Origin of the sequence: Kitasatospora sp. NPDC002040 (assembly GCF_040296785.1) — a bacterium.
Taxonomy (GTDB): domain Bacteria; phylum Actinomycetota; class Actinomycetes; order Streptomycetales; family Streptomycetaceae; genus Kitasatospora.
In genome coordinates this window covers 178,184-193,343 of the sequence record NZ_JBEOXV010000012.1, presented here as the reverse complement: position 1 = coordinate 193,343, position 15,160 = coordinate 178,184, and the positions used below count along the sequence as shown (strand labels likewise).

Annotated in this window: 12 protein-coding genes; 8 read left to right on the top strand and 4 right to left on the bottom strand. The window is 74.4% G+C overall.

Going from position 1 to position 15,160, the window contains the following annotated elements; translation table 11 throughout:
* Positions 1–37: 37 nt before the first annotated feature.
* A complete protein-coding gene (locus ABT118_RS24260; RefSeq protein ID WP_350672559.1) occupies positions 38–238 on the top strand; it encodes a hypothetical protein in 201 nt (66 codons plus the stop codon).
* Between the two features lie 16 nt (positions 239–254).
* Here ABT118_RS24260 and ABT118_RS24255 read toward each other — a convergent pair whose 3' ends face one another.
* Positions 255–3,302 (bottom strand): AAA family ATPase, encoded by a 3,048-nt coding sequence (locus ABT118_RS24255; RefSeq protein ID WP_350672558.1) that lies wholly within the window; start codon positions 3,300–3,302, stop codon positions 255–257.
* Positions 3,299–4,468 carry an exonuclease SbcCD subunit D gene (locus ABT118_RS24250; protein ID WP_350672556.1) on the bottom strand — a complete coding sequence of 390 codons (1,170 nt, stop codon included), beginning with the start codon at positions 4,466–4,468 and terminating at the stop codon, positions 3,299–3,301. Before ABT118_RS24250 ends, ABT118_RS24255 begins: the two co-directional genes overlap by 4 nt.
* A 172-nt stretch (positions 4,469–4,640) precedes the next feature.
* Here ABT118_RS24250 and ABT118_RS24245 point away from each other — a divergent pair, with 172 nt between their 5' ends.
* From ABT118_RS24245 to ABT118_RS24235, 3 genes are all read left to right on the top strand, one after another.
* Positions 4,641–5,510 carry a DUF8829 domain-containing protein gene (locus tag ABT118_RS24245; protein ID WP_350672554.1) on the top strand — a complete coding sequence of 290 codons (870 nt, stop codon included), beginning with the start codon at positions 4,641–4,643 and terminating at the stop codon, positions 5,508–5,510.
* A gap of 171 nt (positions 5,511–5,681) precedes the next feature.
* Positions 5,682–6,278: a hypothetical protein gene (locus tag ABT118_RS24240; protein WP_350672552.1), complete on the top strand. Its 597-nt coding sequence runs from the start codon at positions 5,682–5,684 to the stop codon at positions 6,276–6,278.
* A 135-nt stretch (positions 6,279–6,413) separates the two neighbouring features.
* Positions 6,414–7,211 carry an SGNH/GDSL hydrolase family protein gene (locus tag ABT118_RS24235; protein WP_502884654.1) on the top strand — a complete coding sequence of 266 codons (798 nt, stop codon included), beginning with the start codon at positions 6,414–6,416 and terminating at the stop codon, positions 7,209–7,211.
* Between the two features lie 58 nt (positions 7,212–7,269).
* On the opposite strand, the gene ABT118_RS24230 is transcribed toward ABT118_RS24235, so the two are convergent.
* Together ABT118_RS24230 and ABT118_RS24225 are read right to left on the bottom strand one after the other, a co-directional pair.
* Complete coding sequence (locus ABT118_RS24230) at positions 7,270–8,379, bottom strand: polysaccharide deacetylase family protein (RefSeq protein ID WP_350672550.1); 1,110 nt, start codon at positions 8,377–8,379, stop codon at positions 7,270–7,272.
* A gap of 173 nt (positions 8,380–8,552) precedes the next feature.
* Complete coding sequence (locus ABT118_RS24225; protein WP_350672547.1) at positions 8,553–10,361, bottom strand: AMP-dependent synthetase/ligase; 1,809 nt, start codon at positions 10,359–10,361, stop codon at positions 8,553–8,555.
* Between the two features lie 305 nt (positions 10,362–10,666).
* On the opposite strand from ABT118_RS24225, the gene ABT118_RS24220 reads away from it, so the two are divergent.
* Genes ABT118_RS24220 through ABT118_RS24205 form a run of 4 tightly spaced genes read left to right on the top strand, consistent with a single transcriptional unit; the run spans position 10,667 to position 14,753 of the window.
* Positions 10,667–13,300: a sensor histidine kinase gene (locus ABT118_RS24220; protein WP_350672545.1), complete on the top strand. Its 2,634-nt coding sequence runs from the start codon at positions 10,667–10,669 to the stop codon at positions 13,298–13,300.
* Positions 13,297–13,716, top strand: coding sequence for a roadblock/LC7 domain-containing protein (locus ABT118_RS24215; protein ID WP_350672543.1), 420 nt, complete (start codon positions 13,297–13,299; stop codon positions 13,714–13,716). Before ABT118_RS24220 ends, ABT118_RS24215 begins: the two co-directional genes overlap by 4 nt.
* Positions 13,717–13,723: 7 nt before the next feature.
* On the top strand, positions 13,724–14,173 hold the full coding sequence (locus ABT118_RS24210; RefSeq protein WP_502884653.1) for a DUF742 domain-containing protein: 450 nt from the start codon (positions 13,724–13,726) through the stop codon (positions 14,171–14,173).
* Entirely contained in the window at positions 14,154–14,753 is a 600-nt protein-coding gene (locus tag ABT118_RS24205; protein WP_350672541.1) for a GTP-binding protein, read from the top strand. Before ABT118_RS24210 ends, ABT118_RS24205 begins: the two co-directional genes overlap by 20 nt.
* The last annotated feature ends 407 nt before the right edge of the window (positions 14,754–15,160 follow it).

Here is a 15,160-nt window from a genome sequence, read left to right as displayed (position 1 = left end):
CTCGGGGGTGCCCGGCCGGCCCCGTATGGTTGCGGGTATGAGTGACGAGACCCAGCAGTGCGAGCTGACCCCGAGCCTCGATGCGGTGGCGGCGCTCACGCCGGCGGTCGGGGACGGGCCCCGGGCGGACTGCGTGCTGTGCGGGGAGCCCACCGAGCTGCCCGCCGAGCAGGCCGGGGCGACGCTGTGCCCGGTCTGCGCCTGGCAGGAGGCGCAGCGGATCGCCTGCTCCGGCTGAGCCCCCGACGGGACGGTCAGTGGTGCTCGCGGTCGGCCAGCCGGAGGGTGGAGCCGTGGCGGCCCTTGTGCACCAGGAGTTGGGCCGGGACGCGTGAGCGCAGATCGGCGACGTGGCTGACGATGCCCACGGCGCGGTCGCGCTCCCGCAGGCCGTCCAGCACGTCGAGCACCTCCTCCAGCGCCTGCTCGTCCAGGCTGCCGAAGCCCTCGTCGATGAACAGGGTGTCCAGCGGCATGCCGCCCGACTCGTCGGTGACCACGTCGGCCAGGCCGAGGGCCAGCGCCAGTGAGGCGAAGAAGCTCTCGCCGCCGGAGAGGGTGGCGGTGTCGCGGTCCAGCCCCGTCCAGGCGTCCACCACCCGCAGGGCCAGGCCCGAGCGCCGGTTGCCGGAGGCGCGGCCGTCGCTGTGCACCAGGGTGTAGCGGCCGCCCGACATCCGGACCAGCCGGCCGCTGGCCGCGGCCGCGACCTGCTCCAGCCGGGCCGCCAGCACGTACGACTCCAGCCGCATCCGCAGCGCGTTCTCGCTGGAGCTGCCGGCGGCCAGCTCGGCCAGCCGCTTGATCCGCTCGTACTGCTCCAGCTCGGGGCCCAGCGCCACGGCCAGCTCGGCGAGTTGGCGGCCCAGCCGGGCCAGTGACCCGGCCCGCTGCCGGGCCGTGCTGTCGGCGGCGGAGGCCTCCCGGAGCCGGTCGGTGGCCCACCGGTACGCCTGCTGAACGGCCGTCAGGTCGACGGCGGGCCGCGCGGCGGCGTCGACCAGCTCGGGCGCGCCGAGGCGGCCCTCCACCGCCTCCCGCTCGGCCCGGGCGCCGTCCAGCCGGTGCTGCAGGGCCGCGCGGTCGGCGGCGGGCAGCAGCGCGGCCCCGGCCTCGGCCGGGGAGCCGAACCCGGCCGAGCGGCTGACCTCGGCCGACTCCCGCTCGGCGGCGGCCAGCCGGGCCGCGGCCTCGCCCCGGGCCCGGGTGGCGGCCACGGCGGCGGCCACCGCGTCGGCCAGCGCACCGAGTTCGGCGGCCCGGGCGGCGGCCGAGGGGGCGCCGCCGAGGACGGCCGCGATCCGGTCGGCCAGCTCCTGCTGCTGCGCGGTGAGCGCGGTGAGGCGGGTGGTCAGGACCGCGGTGCGCTGTGCGGCGTCCTGCTGGTGCGCCTGGCGGGCGGCCTGCTCGGCGGTCAACTGATCGATCTGTCGACCGAGTTGGCCGAGCGAGTCGGCGCTGCCCAGCGCCTCGCGGTGCTGCCGGTCGGCCTCGGCGAGTGCCGTCCGCAGCTCCGCCGCGGACCGGTCGCCGGCGGTGCCCGCCGCCCTGGCCTCGCCCACCCGGAGCTGGAGCAGGGCCTGCTCGGCGCCGTCCCGGCGGTGCTCGGCCCGGAGCTGGGCGGCGTGCGCCCGCTCCTCGTCCTCGGCCCGGACCAGGCCGCCGGCGGCGCGGGCGGGGGCCGGGTGCTCGGCCGATCCGCAGACCCGGCACGGGGTGCCGCGGCCGAGCTGGGCGGCCAGCTCGGCCGCCATCCCGGCCAGCCGCCGCTCGCGCAGGTCGAGGCCGAGCTCGCGGGCGTCGGCGGCGGCCGTCCGCAGCTCCGTCAACTCCCGCTCGGCGGTGGCGATCCGGCCCCGGAGGCCGTCCCGCTCCACGGCGGCGCCGAGGCGGTCGCGCAGCTCGGTGCGGCGGGCGTCGAGCTGCTCGACCCGGGTCTCGGCGGCGTGCGCCTCGGCCTGCCGCTCCTGCAGCGCCTTGAACCGGCCGTCGAAGTCGACCAGCCAGTCCGCCGCCTCGTCCGCCAACTCCTCGGCCCGGGCCAGCTCGTGGCCCACCTGCTCGCGCTCGCGGACGGCCTGGGCCAGCCGCCGCTCGTCCGCCCGCGCGGCGTCCAGCCGGCCGAGCTCGGCGCGCAGCCGGCGCTCCTGCTCGGCGAGCCGGTCGGCGTCGGTGTCGGTGTCGGCGCTGTCGGCAGGGGAGGCGTCGCCGGGCTCCGGCAGGGCCGCTCCGGCCAGGGCGGCCCGGGTGCGCCGCTCGGCCTGCTCGGCCGCCGCCAGGTCGGTGGCCGCGGCGGCGCGGTGGCGCAGCACCGGCTCGACGGTGGCGGCCTGCTGGGCGGTGGCCAGCCGGTCGCGGTCGCGGTGGTACTGCTCGGCCGTCCCGGCCAGCCGGGCGGCGTCCAGGACGGCGGCGCGGTGGCGGTCCTGCCGGTCCGCCAGCTCACCGGCCCGCTGGAGCGCCTGCTGGGCGGCGCCGTGGGCGGTCTCGGCCGCGGCCAGGGCGGCGGCCGCGACGGCGGCCCGCTCGGCCGCGTCGGTGCGCAGGATCGCCGCCCAGCCGAGGAACTCCTCGGCCCCGGCGCCCTCCGGCACCCAGTCGGCCAGCGGCTCGGCGGCCGCCCCGGCGGCCTCCTCGGCCCGGGTGGCGAGCGAGTGCAGCCGCTGCCGGCCGTCCTTGACCGCGCCCTCGTGCCGGAGCCGCTGCTCGGTCAGCCAGCGCTCCACCTGCTCGAACCGGCCGGTGTCGAAGAGCTGCCGGAGCAGCTTGGCCCGCTCGGTGGTGTCGGCCCGCAGGAAGCGCGCGAAGTCGCCCTGCGGCAGCAGCACCACCTGGCAGAACTGCTCCCGGCTCATCCCGACCAGCCGGTGGATCTGCTCGCCCGCCTCCTGGTGCGACTTGCTGAGGGCCCGCCAGCCGGGCTCGCCCGCGCCGGTGTCGTCGGCCCACTCGCTCAGCAGCGTCTCCGGCTTGGCGGTGGTGGTCCCGCTGCCGCGCAGCTTGGGCCGCTGCTGCTCGGGCCGGCGGACGATCCGCAGCCGCTGCCCGCCGAGGGTCAGCTCCAGCTCCACCTCGGTGAGCACGGCGGGCTCGGCGTGGTCGCTGCGCAGCGGGTTGCCCCTGCGGGCGCCGGGCACCTCGCCGTAGAGCGCGTAGCAGACCGCGTCCAGCACGCTGCTCTTGCCCGCGCCGGTGGCTCCCCGGAGCAGGAACAGCCCGGCCGAGGCCAGGTCGTCGAAGTCGACCCGCTCGGTCCCGGCGAACGGGCCGAAGGCGGTGACGGCCAGCTGATGGAGCCTCATCGGGGCAGCTCCGCCTTCCGGTCGGCCTGCTCGCGGACGGTCTCGAAGGCCTCCCGCAGCCAGGCCCGCTCGGCGTCGTCGGGCCCGGTGCCGGGGCGGACGTGCCGGACGAAGCCCTCGGCCACCTCCAGGTCCGTCCGGCCGCTGACCCGGGCGGCGTACGACTCGTGCCGGTCGCCGGGCACCGGATCGGGGTCGAAGAGCAGCTGCAGGGTGTGCGGGAAGCGCTTGCGGAGCCGCTCCATCGGGTCGGCCGGCCGGGCCGGGTCGGTCAGGGTGGCCTGCACCCAGGCGTCCTGGGCCTGCTCGTACCGCTCCGCGGTCAGCAGCTCGTCCAGCCGCCCGCGCAGGCAGGCCAGCGGGCGCGGGACCGGGCAGGGGATCCGCTCGGCCTCGACCGAGCCGTCGGCGGCCAGGTCGACCAGCCACATGGACTTCCGGTGCTTCTCCTCGGAGAAGGAGTAGGCCAGCGGGGAGCCGCTGTAGCGCAGGTGCGGGGCCAGGGTCTGGCTGCCGTGCAGGTGGCCGAGGGCGGCGTAGTGCACCCCGTCGAAGACGGCCGACGGCACGCTCGCCACCCCGCCGACGGTGATGTCCCGCTCGCTGTCGCTGATCTGGCCGCCGGTGACGAAGGCGTGCGCCAGCACCACCGCCCTGGTCCCCTCCGGACGGGTGGCCAGATCGGCCCTGACCCGGTCCATCGCGGCGCCGAGCACCTGCTCGTGGCCGCCCTTGGCCAGGCCGAACCGATCCCGGGTGAGGGCGGGCTCCAGGTACGGCAGCCCGTAGACCGCGACCGGCCCGTGCCGGTCGGCCAGCAGGACGGGGGCGGCGACGGCGCCCGGGTCCGTCCGCAGGTGGATGCCGGCCCGGCCGATCAGACCGGAGGCGACGCCGAGCCGGCGGGCCGAGTCGTGGTTGCCGCTGATGAAGACGGTGGGGACGCGGAGCTCGGCGAGGCGGTGCAGCACGTCGTCGAAGAGCTCGACCGCCTCCAGCCCGGGGAGCGCCCGGTCGTACACGTCACCGGCCACCAGGACGGCCTCGACGCCGTGCTCTTGGACCACGGCGACCAGGTGGTCCAGGAAGGCGCGCTGCGCCCCGATCAGGCTCTCCCGGTGGAACGACCGGCCCAGGTGCCAGTCCGAGGTGTGCAGCAGCCGCACGTACCCAACCCCCACACGCTCGTACCCACCAGGACCGCTCCCGAGTATCACAGCTCCCGCCGACAAACCCCGAAGACGGTTGCTCAGCGTGCTTGTCAGTGACGCTGTGTACGTTTCCCGGCATCGGGGGCCCGGTTCCGCCGGGCCGCCGGATTCCACCTCGGGAGGGTGCATGACCAGGAAGTACGGCAGGAAGCGTCGGGCCGGGTGCGGTGGCGGGGGCCGGGTGCGGCAGACGGTGGCGCTGGCGGTGGCCGCCGACGAGGCGGCGTACGCCCGGCTGCGCGGCTGCGGCCTGTTCGGCCCGGCGGACTACGGGGCGTACCTGCGCTGCACCGAGCGGCGGCTGCGGGCGCTGCACGGGCACGGGCTGGCGGTGCACCTGCGGGTGCTGGAGCCGGTGGACTTCGAGGACTTCTGCGCCGAGCACCTGCTCGACCCGGCCGATCCGGTCGCCGAGGTGGCCTACGCGGCCGACCCGGAGCTGGCCGGGGAGCCGTTCGCCTACACGGGGGAGCGGCTGGCGGAGGTGCTTCCGGCGCTGACGGAGGATCACCTGGCCCGGGTGCGGATCTCGATCGGCTGCGCCGCGCTGCTGGCGGCGGTGGCCCCCGAGCGGCGGCCGCAGGAGCGGGTCGCGGCGGTGCTGCAGTACGTCTCCGAGGTCTGCCTGGCGCTGGCGGCCGGGGCGGGGGACGGCGGGCACCGGCTGACGCTCCGTTCGCTCGGGCTGCTGGACGGGGAGGAGCTGGCGGCGGCGGCCGGGCTGCGGGTGGCGGCGGGCCGCCCGGTGGAGCTGGGGCGGGAGGCCGAGGCGTTCTGCGTCACCCTGGCGGCGGCCGTGGCCGGCTACGGCTCGGGGGAGCTGCTGCTGCACCGGGCGGACGGCGGGGTGCACGGCTGGGCGCTGGTCGACGGCTGGCTGCGGCCGATGTCCGGGCCGGAGACGCAGGCCGTGCTGGGTGCGGAGGCGGTGGGGCCGGCCGGCCCGGTCGGCCGGGCCGGCTTCCCGCTGCCGCCCCCGGAGGTGACGGAGCGCTGAACCCCGGGTGGCGCGCCATGCCCCGGGCGGCGGCCAGGGCTGTTCATCGACCGGATGTTCGGGGAAGATCAACACTCGGGGCGTGCTGTCGACGCCGGCACGCCCGCGCGCACCACCAGGAGCACACCACGCACCGCACGCCTACCGGCGCCCGAGACCGAAGGGGGACGCATGAGCCGGATCGAGTACAGCGCGGAGATCGCCGAGCTGCTCGGCCGGGTCCGGCGCCGTCCGACGGCGGGGTGGCCGTGGCGCCCGGGCGAGGAGGTGCCGGAGGGGCTGCCGGTCAAGCAGTCCTGGGGCTGGCTGTTCGTCCCGGACGGCCGGGTGCTGACCCTGGTCAACCCGAGGGACGGCGTGGTCAGCCTGCCCGGCGGCTCGCTGGAGCCGGAGGACGCCGGTGATCCGGGAGTCGCGCTGGCCCGGGAGGCGGCGGAGGAGGCGCAGGCCGTGATCGGCTCGGCGCACTACCTCGGCTACCTCTACGACCGGATCGGCTCGGCCAACGGCGGCCACGAGTGCGCCCGGGTCCGGATGGCCGCCCTCCTCCGCGCGGCCGGCCCGACCGCTCCCGACCCGGCCTCCGGCCGGCACTACCGCCGCCTGCTGGTGGCACCCGGCCTCGCGGTCGAGCTGCTCGGCTGGGGCGCCCCCGGGCTGCGGCAGGCCCGCGCCGCCGTGGATCTGGCGGTCCGTCGGCTCGGGGTGCCGTCCGCCGCCGAGGAGACGATCGAGGAGCTGCCGGCCGCCGGGCTGGCCTTCGGGTGACCGGCAGCTGACATCCCGTCGGGCTGACGGTGCCACACGGGCGAATCCTGGCAACAGTTTTGGCATGGCCACTATCCGCCGAAGCTACTCCCTGGTACACAAAATGTGACCCGCGTCACTCCAGTGGAGGTGCCCGTGCGCCCTGCCCGTGCCGTGTCCGTCGCCACGACGGCGATCCTGCTCACCCTGACCACCCTCTTCGTGGCCCCCGCGGCCAGTGCCGCCTCGGTCCGCTACGTCGCCCTCGGCGACTCCTACTCCGCCGGAGTGGGTGCGGGCAGCTACACCAGCGAGAGCGGCAACTGCAAGCGCAGCACCAACGCGTACCCGTACCTGTGGAAGAACGCCCACGCGCCCGCCGCGTTCGCGTTCACCGCCTGTTCGGGCGCGCGGACCGGTGACGTGCTGAACAACCAGCTCGGCCCGCTGGACGCCTCGACCACCCTGGTGAGCATCACCATCGGAGGCAATGACGCGGGCTTCGCCAGCACCATGCAGACCTGCGTGCTGAACAGCGAGAGCGCCTGCCTGACGGCGGTCAACAACGCCAAGGCGTACGCGACCGGCACGCTGCCCGGCAAGCTCGACCAGGTCTACTCGGCGATCCACGCCAAGGCCCCCAACGCCCATGTGGTGGTGCTGGGTTACCCGCGCCTCTACAAGGTCGGCGGGGACTGCGTGTTCGGGATCGGCGACACCAAGCGGGCCGCCATCAACAGCGCGGCGGACCTGCTGAACGACGTGACCGCCAAGCGGGTGGCGAACGCGGGCTTCACCTACCAGGACGTCAGAGGCCTGTTCAGCACCCACGAGATCTGCGGCACCGGCACCACCTGGCTGAACAGCACCGTGCTGCCGGTCGACGAGAGCTACCACCCCAAGGCCGCCGGCCAGTCGGGCGGCTACCTGCCCGCCTTCACCGCCGGGGTCTGACCGACCTGACGCCTGTGCCCTCTGTCCCACGCGGGCGGCAGAGGGCACAGGCATGCGGTCAGCCCACGTAGTTGCGCAGCCCGGCCACGGTCAGCCCGGCGGCGGTCGCGTCGGTCAGCGCCCGCTGGAGGTCGCCGGCCAGCGAGTCGGCGAAGTGGAAGATCACCACGTCGCCGGCCTGCAGCCCGCCCCGGTAGCTGTTGGACGCGCCCCAGCTGTAGTCCGCGGTGGCGGTCAGCACGGTGCGCAGCCCGCAGTTGGCCGCGGCCTGCAGGGTGTCGGCGTTGAAGGCGAAGTACGGCGGGCGGAACACCTTGGGCACGGTGCCGTACCGCTTGGTGACCGCGTCCCGGCCGTCGCAGATCTCGGCCTGCTGCTCGGCCGCCGACAGGGTGGTGAGGTCGCGGTGCGAGACCGTGTGCACCTCGACCGAGGAGCCGGGGACGGCGCTGACCCGCTTGAAGTAGTCCGGCTCGAAGCCCGAGGGCATCGGCAGCGGGAAGACCGTCACCGGCAGCTTGTTGGTCTCGATGAACTGAGCCGCGTCTCCCGTGCGCTGCCAGCCGTCGTCGATGGTGAAGAAGACCACCTTGTCGTTGGTGGGCATGTTCCAGGTCGCCCAGGCCGGGTCGACCGCGGGGCCGCTGAGCTCCACGTCGTCGGCGGAGAAGGCGCCCTGCTGGTACCAGCCGTGCAGGTAGAGCTTGACCGTGGAGTTGGTCGCGCCGGTGGTGAACCGGGTGGTGAGCTTCTGCCAGTTCCCCTGGGTGGACTGCACCCAGGACGGGGCCACGTCGTTGCCGGTGCCGGTGGCGCCGAGGAAGACGTAGTTGCCGCGGACCCAGGCCGAGTAGGTGTACGTGGTGTTCGGCCGGACCGCGAGGGTCTGGGTGCACTCGCCGTTGCTGCTGTCGCCGGCCGGGGTCACGGTCAGGGCCGAACCCCCGGTGCGGGCGGCGGTGTTGAGCACGGCCTCACCGGCGGCGCACTGCCAGCCGGGGATCGAGCCCCAGTCCGCCAGCGGGAGCGTGGGGATCTCGAAGCCGGGGTTGGTGGCCAGGTTGACGGCCGGGGCGGTCTCGGCGTGCGCGGCGGGTACCGCGGCGCCCAGGACCGTGAGCGCCGTGCCGGCCGCGCAGGCGGCGATACGGCGCAGAGTGGTGGACACGAGTGATCTCCTGTGGGGGAAGAACGCTGCACTCCCCTGAGGGCGGGGACGAATTCGGCGTGCTGCACAACACGCCGGGCCCCTGTTTTCCGGGCCGGGCCATACATTGGACTGGACCAGACGACCCGTCAAGGGTCTGTGTCAGTACGGTGATGGGCCGTCCACATTCCGGTTCAGCCGTAGAGCTCCTCGATGTCCTCGGCGTAGTGCTGGACGATCGCGGTGCGGCGGAGCTTCAGCGAGGGGGTCAGCAGTCCCTCATCCAGGCCGAACTCGCGCGGGAGCAGTCGGAAGGCGCGGATCGACTCGGCCCGGGAGACGGTGGTGTTGGCGGCCGCGATGCCGCGCTGGATCTCGGCGTGCAGGGCCTCGTCGGCCAGCGCGGTCCAGGGGTCGAGCTGGGCCCGGCCGTTGGCCTTCAGCCAGTGCGCCAGCGCCTGCGGGTCGAGGGTGATCAGGGCGGCGACGTAGGGGCGGTCGTCGCCGACCACCAGGCACTGGGAGACCAGCGGATGGGCCCGGACCCGCTCCTCCAGAACGCTCGGCGCCAGGTTCTTGCCGCTGCTGGTGACGATCAGTTCCTTCTTGCGGCCGGTGATGGTGAGGTAGCCGTCCCGGTCCAGCGAGCCCAGGTCGCCGGTGGCCAGCCAGCCCTCGTAGAAGAGGTTCTCCCGGTGGTTGAGGTAGCCGGCGAAGACCGAGGGGCCGCGCACCCAGACCTCGCCGTCCGCGCCGATCGCCACCTCGGCGCCGGGGACGGGCGGGCCGACCGTGCCGGCCTTGGCGCGGCCGGGCGGGTTGGCGGTGACGGCGGCCGAGGTCTCGGTCAGCCCGTAGCCCTCGTACACGGCCATGCCGACGCCGGTGAAGAAGAGGCCCAGCTCCCGGCCCAGCATCGAGCCGCCGCACATCACCGACCGGGCCCGGCCGCCCAGCACCGCCCGCAGCCGCTGGTACACCAGCCGGTCGTAGGCGGCGTGCCGCAGCCGCAGCGAGGCGCTCGGCCCGGGCCCGCGCCCGAACGCGCGCTGCTCCCGGGCGGCCGCCCACTCGATCGCCACCTCGGCGGCCTGGGCGAACAGCTCGCCCTTCCCGGCCTCCTCGGCCGCCTCCCGGGCGCGCTGGTGCACCTTCTCCAGGACGTACGGCACCAGTTGCAGGAAGGTGGGCCGGAACGAGGCCAGCGCGGGCAGCAGCGAGTCGGTGGTCAGCTCGCCGTGGTGGCCCAGCCGGATGCCGCCGCGGACCGCCGCGATCTGCACCATCCGCCCGTACACGTGCGCCAGCGGCAGCAGGACCAGGGTGGCGGGCTGGGCGCCGCCGGTGTCCCGGACGGCCTGCTCCCAGCCGGCCAGCAGGGCGTCGGCCTCGGCGGCCAGGTTGCCGTGGGTGAGCAGGCAGCCCTTGGGGCGTCCGGTGGTGCCCGAGGTGTAGATGACGGTGGCCACCGAGTCGGGGGTGACGCCGAGCCGCTGACGGTGCACCAGGGAGTCCGGGATGTGCCGGCCGTCCTCGGTCAGGGTGGTCACGCAGTCGCGGTCCAGCTGCCAGATCGAGGTCAGCCCGGTGAGCGCGTCGCAGACCGCGCCGACCGTCATGGCGTGGTCCTCGTGCTCCACCACGCAGGCCACCGCCTGGGTCTCGGCCAGGATCCAGCGCACCTGCTCGCCCGCCGAGGTCGGGTAGACCGGTACCGGGATGGCGCCGATCGACCAGAGCGCGTAGTCGAACAGGGTCCACTCGTAGCGGGTGCCCGACATCACCGCGACCCGGTCGCCGTACCGGACGCCGTGGCTCAGCAGCCCCTTGGCGAGGGCGAGCACCTGGTCCCGGAACCGACGCGCCGTCACGTCCTGCCAGCCGTCCGGCTGCCGGGTGGCCAACTGGACCAGCGAGGGGGAGCGTTCGGCGGTGTCGTAGACCGAGTCGGCGAGCCCGCCGACGGCCGGCTCGGGCGCGGCCGGGCCGCTGTACTGCCGCACCCGTGGCCTCCCCGCTCCGGTCCGGTCCCGTCTGCCCGAGCGGGTGCCTGCGAAGCTACCGGATCGTCGCTGCCCTGCCCAGGGGTGGTGCGCCGCCGGGGCGGATCGGCATGTGCCGCTCAAGAGTGCCGAATGGACAGAACTCCCTTTCCGGTGGATAGCGGGAGGATCGTGACCGCTTCCGTCTGACTGTGCATTCGACCCTTCGAACGAGTGGTCATGGAGTAGTAAGCTCACGCAATCTCGGGCAGCGACGTGTCCGAACGCACCCCTGTGTCCGTGCCCTTTCCCGCACCGAGGACTCCATGCGTCTGCGCAGCAGCTCGATCCGCGCGAAGATGATCGCGCTGCTCATGGTGCCCATCATCGCGCTCACCGGCCTCTGGGTGTACGCCACCCTGGTGACCACCGGCGACGTGTGGAACCAACTGGACGTCAGCACCGCCTACCGCGCCTTCGGCACCCCCACCGACCAGTTCGCCCGCGACCTGCAGAACGAGCGCCGGTCGGCCGCGCTGCGGCTGGCCGACCCGGACGACAAGATCCTGCTGGAGCAGTTCGTGCAGGCCAGTGCGGTGACCGACCGCTCGCTCCAACTGCTGCGCTACCAGGCGGACTCCTCGGACCTGGGCAAGCTGGACCCGATGCAGCGGCTCCGGTTCAAGGACGTGCTGACCGCCACCGACTCGCTGGTCGGGCTGCGTTCGATCGTGGACAAGCGCCTGCAGAGCTGGGAGGAGGTGATCGACGGCTACAGCCGGCTGGTGCTGCCGGTGTTCAGCTTCCGGTCCGCCTTCGTCAGCCAGCAGACCGGCCAACTCCCCCGCCAGGGCATGGTGCTGACCGAGCTGGTCCGGGCCCGCGAGTACCTCTCCCAGGAGGACGCCGCGGTCCGGTCGCTGCGGCTGACCATGGAGGTCGCCAAGCGCACCGGCGACAACAGCCTGCCGACCAGCGCGATGTTCCAGGTCGCACTGGAGGCGCTGCACAACCAGCAGGCGCTGTTCACCGTCTACGTGCCCGAGCTGGACCCGCAGGACCAGGCGGACTACCTGGCCGTGCGCGGCAGCGCCACCATGCAGAAGCTTGCCCAGTCGGAGGCGCTGATCCTCGGCGGCTTCGACGAGAACGGCCACCGCAACGCCATCCTGAACATCCAGCCGGCCGCCTGGAACGGTCCGTCCGACCAGGCGCTGACCGAGCTGAGCACGCTCAACACCCGGCTGGTCGCCGAGATCGGCGCCCGGGCCAAGTCCTACGCCGTCAACCAGCTGGTGCGCGGCGGCATCGCGGGCCTGGTCGGCCTGATCGCGGTGGTCGCCTCGGTGATGATCTCGTACCGGATCGGCCGCGGCCTGGCCCGCGAGCTGATCGGGCTGCGGAACGCGGCGCTGGACATCTCCACCACCCGGCTGCCCGCCGTGATGCTGCGGCTGCGCCGCGGCGAGGCGGTCGACATCAGGGCCGAGTCGCCCGAGCTGGAGTTCGGCCCGGCCGAGATCGGCGAGGTCGGCCGGGCCTTCAACCAGGTGCAGCGGGTGGCGGTCGAGGCGGCGGTCGAGCAGGCCGAGCTGCGCCGCGGCGTCTCCGCGGTCTTCGTCAACCTGGCCCGGCGCAGCCAGGTACTGCTGCACCGTCAGCTCACCCTGCTGGACACCATGGAGCGGCGCACCGAGGACCCGGCCGAGCTGGAGGACCTGTTCAAGCTCGACCACCTGACCACCCGCATGCGTCGGCACGCCGAGGGCCTGATCATCCTCTCCGGCGGTTCGCCGGGCCGGGCCTGGCGCAAGCCGGTCCGGATGGTCGACGTGGTCCGGGCCGCCGTCGGCGAGGTCGAGGACTACGCCCGGGTGATCGTCCGGCCGTTCCCCGGCACCGGTCTGCTCGGCAGCGCGGTCGCCGACGTCACCCACCTGATCGCCGAGCTGGTGGAGAACGCGGCGGTGTACTCGCCGCCGCAGGCCCAGGTCACGGTGCAGGGCGAGGTGGTCTCGCACGGCTTCTCGCTGGAGATCGACGACCGGGGCCTGGGGCTGAGCGAGCAGGCGCTGGCCGAGATCAACCAGCGCCTCGCGGTGGAGCAGGAGTTCGACCTGGCGGACACCGACCGGCTGGGCCTGTTCGTGGTCAGCCGGCTGGCCCGTCGGCACGGTATCCGGGTGCACCTGCGGCCCTCGCCGTACGGCGGCACGGCGGCGATCGTGCTGATCCCGCGCGAGCTGCTGGCCGAGGCCCCGGACCAGCCGGGCGACGCCCCGGCGCCCCGTCCGGCCGCCGAGCCCGCGCCCGGCCGTCCCGACCTGGTCGCCGTCCCGGCGCTGGTCGGGGACGGCGGGCACCGGCGCGGCGAGAGCGCGCCGGTGGACGGTGACCAGCCGGTCCGGGCGGGCGCGCGCCCGCCGGGCGGTCCGCGCCCCTCGGCCGCCGAACCCGCCCGTACGCCGGGCGGACTGCCCCGCCGCCGGGCCACCACCGGCGGCCCGACCCTGGTGCCCGCGGGCAGCACCGGCACCGGGCGGCACCGCCGGGAGGACAGCCCGGCGGAGGAGGGGCCGGTCCCGGCCCCGGCCATCGCCCCGGCCGGCGGCCTGTTGCCGCGCCGGGTCCGTCAGGCCAACCTGGCGCCGCAGTTGAAGAACACCGAGAGCGCGCCCGGTACGGAGCAGAGCAGCCGGGACCGCTCGCCGGAGGAGGCCAGGTCGGCCTTCTCCTCGTTCCAGCGCGGCTTCCAGCGCGGTCGCGGCGGCGACCACCGGCTCCAGCCCGCCTCGCTCACCGTGGTCCCGGAACAGCCCCCGGTGCCGCTACCGGTCCCGCCGGCCCCCCGGCGCCCGGCCGCCCTCCCGGCGGCACCCCGGCCCCAGGCCCTGGCGGCCGGACCGACCCGATCTGTGACACCTGCTCAGCCTGCACCAACGGAAGGAACCGAATCATGACCGCAACGGCACAGCCGTCAGGAGACCTCAACTGGCTGCTGGACGATCTGGTGGGACGGGTCGCGGCGCTGCGGCACGCGGTCATCCTCTCCAGTGACGGTCTGGCCACCGGTGCCTCCCGGGGTCTCGGCCGGGAGGACGCCGAGCACCTGGCGGCCGTCGCGGCGGGCTTCCACAGCCTGGCCAAGGGGGCCGGGCGGCACTTCCAGGTCGGCGGCGTCCGGCAGACCATGGTCGAGCTGGACGAGGCCTTCCTGTTCATCACCGCGGCGGGCGACGGCAGTTGCCTGGCGGTGCTGAGCGAGGCCGAGTCCGACGTCGGCCAGATCGCGTACGAGATGGCCCTGCTGGTCAAGCGGGTGGGCGAGCACCTGTCCGCCGACCCGCGCACCGAGTCCGTTCCGCCGGGGAGATGACCGACCGATGATCGTCGAGGACGCCGCACCGGAGCCGAGAGGCGCCGCCGAGCCACCGCAGTCGCCGGTTCCCGCCCGTCCGCCCGTCGAGGACCAGTGGTTCGACGACGACGCGGGGCCGATGGTGCGGCTGTTCTCGATGACCAGGGGGAGGACCAGGCCGGTCGAGGAGGGGATGTTCGACCTCATCTCGCTGGTCACCGCCGTCCACCGGGACGAGTCGGAGGAGCCCGACCTCGACCTGGAGCACCGTTCCATCCTCCGCCTCTGTCGCCACGAGCCGCTCAGCGTCGCCGAGTTGGGGTCGTTCACCGACCTTCCGGTGAGCGTGGTGCGGGTCCTGCTCGGCGACCTGCTGCATGCGGAACTGATAGCCGTCACCCGACCCGTCCCGCTCGCCCAACTACCGGACGAGCGCCTGCTGCGAGACGTGATCAATGGCCTTCGCGCACTCTGACGTCCAACCCGGCCAGGCCTCGCCCTGGAGCGCGGTGGCCCTCAAGATCCTCATCGCCGGCGGCTTCGGCGCGGGCAAGACCACCCTGGTGGGGGCGGTCAGCGAGATCCGGCCGCTGCGCACCGAGGAACAGCTCACCACGGCCGGCCAGGACGTGGACGACACCTCCGGGGTGGAGGCCAAGCGCACCACCACGGTGGCGATGGACTTCGGCCGGATCGACCTCCGCCCCGGCCTGTCGCTCTACCTCTTCGGCACCCCCGGACAGGACCGGTTCTGGTTCGCCTGGGACGAGTTGGCGCTCGGCGCGCTCGGCGCGGTGGTGCTCGCGGACACCCGGCGGCTGGCCGACTGCTTTCCCTCGGTGGACTTCTTCGAGCGCCGGGGCATCCCGTTCGTGGTCGCGGTGAACTGCTTCGAGGGCACCGAGGTGTACGCCCCCGGCGACGTCCGGGACGCGCTCGACCTGGACCCGGGGGTGCCGGTGCTGCTCTGCGACGCCCGCCGCCGGGAGGACGGCAAGGAGCTGCTGATCCGGCTGGCCGAACACGCGATGGAGCGGCGCGGTACCAGGATCTGAGACGCCATCTCACTCTGCGGACGGTTTTGGCCCCGTTGGCTTGCCGCCGGGGCCCCGGTCGTGGAACGCTCTTGCCAACAGTTCGTTCGCAGCGCCCGGGGGGAGGTACCAGAGCATGACCACGGCAGCAGTCCGTCCGACGGTCAAGTCGATGCCGGTGACACCGGATCTGACCATGCGTCGGTACATCGACCAGGCGCTCTGCTCCAGCGCCTGCTGTCGCTGACCCCGGGTCCGCATCCCACGCCTGCTCCGGTGGTGTCAGCTCCCGGTTCTTTCCGCTCGGCCACTTTCTTTCGCCGCGCAAGGAACCTCCACCCGTTCCAGCAGCCGTGCCCCGGCCCGCCCGGCGCGTCCCGGCCCACCGCCTGACCACCCCTCAGGACCGGTGCTCCGCCCAGGTCGAC

Bases quoted from the DNA above. Each gene is read 5' to 3' on its own strand.
- ABT118_RS24220 (WP_350672545.1), top strand. From the start codon at position 10,667: ATGCGTCTGCGCAGCAGCTCGATCCGCGCGAAGATGATCGCGCTGCTC.
- ABT118_RS24240 (WP_350672552.1), top strand. From the start codon at position 5,682: ATGAGCCGGATCGAGTACAGCGCGGAGATCGCCGAGCTGCTCGGCCGG.
- ABT118_RS24205 (WP_350672541.1), top strand. From the start codon at position 14,154: ATGGCCTTCGCGCACTCTGACGTCCAACCCGGCCAGGCCTCGCCCTGG.
- ABT118_RS24210 (WP_502884653.1), top strand. From the start codon at position 13,724: ATGATCGTCGAGGACGCCGCACCGGAGCCGAGAGGCGCCGCCGAGCCA.
- ABT118_RS24245 (WP_350672554.1), top strand. From the start codon at position 4,641: ATGACCAGGAAGTACGGCAGGAAGCGTCGGGCCGGGTGCGGTGGCGGG.
- ABT118_RS24215 (WP_350672543.1), top strand. From the start codon at position 13,297: ATGACCGCAACGGCACAGCCGTCAGGAGACCTCAACTGGCTGCTGGAC.
- ABT118_RS24255 (WP_350672558.1), bottom strand. From the start codon at position 3,302: ATGAGGCTCCATCAGCTGGCCGTCACCGCCTTCGGCCCGTTCGCCGGG.
- ABT118_RS24260 (WP_350672559.1), top strand. From the start codon at position 38: ATGAGTGACGAGACCCAGCAGTGCGAGCTGACCCCGAGCCTCGATGCG.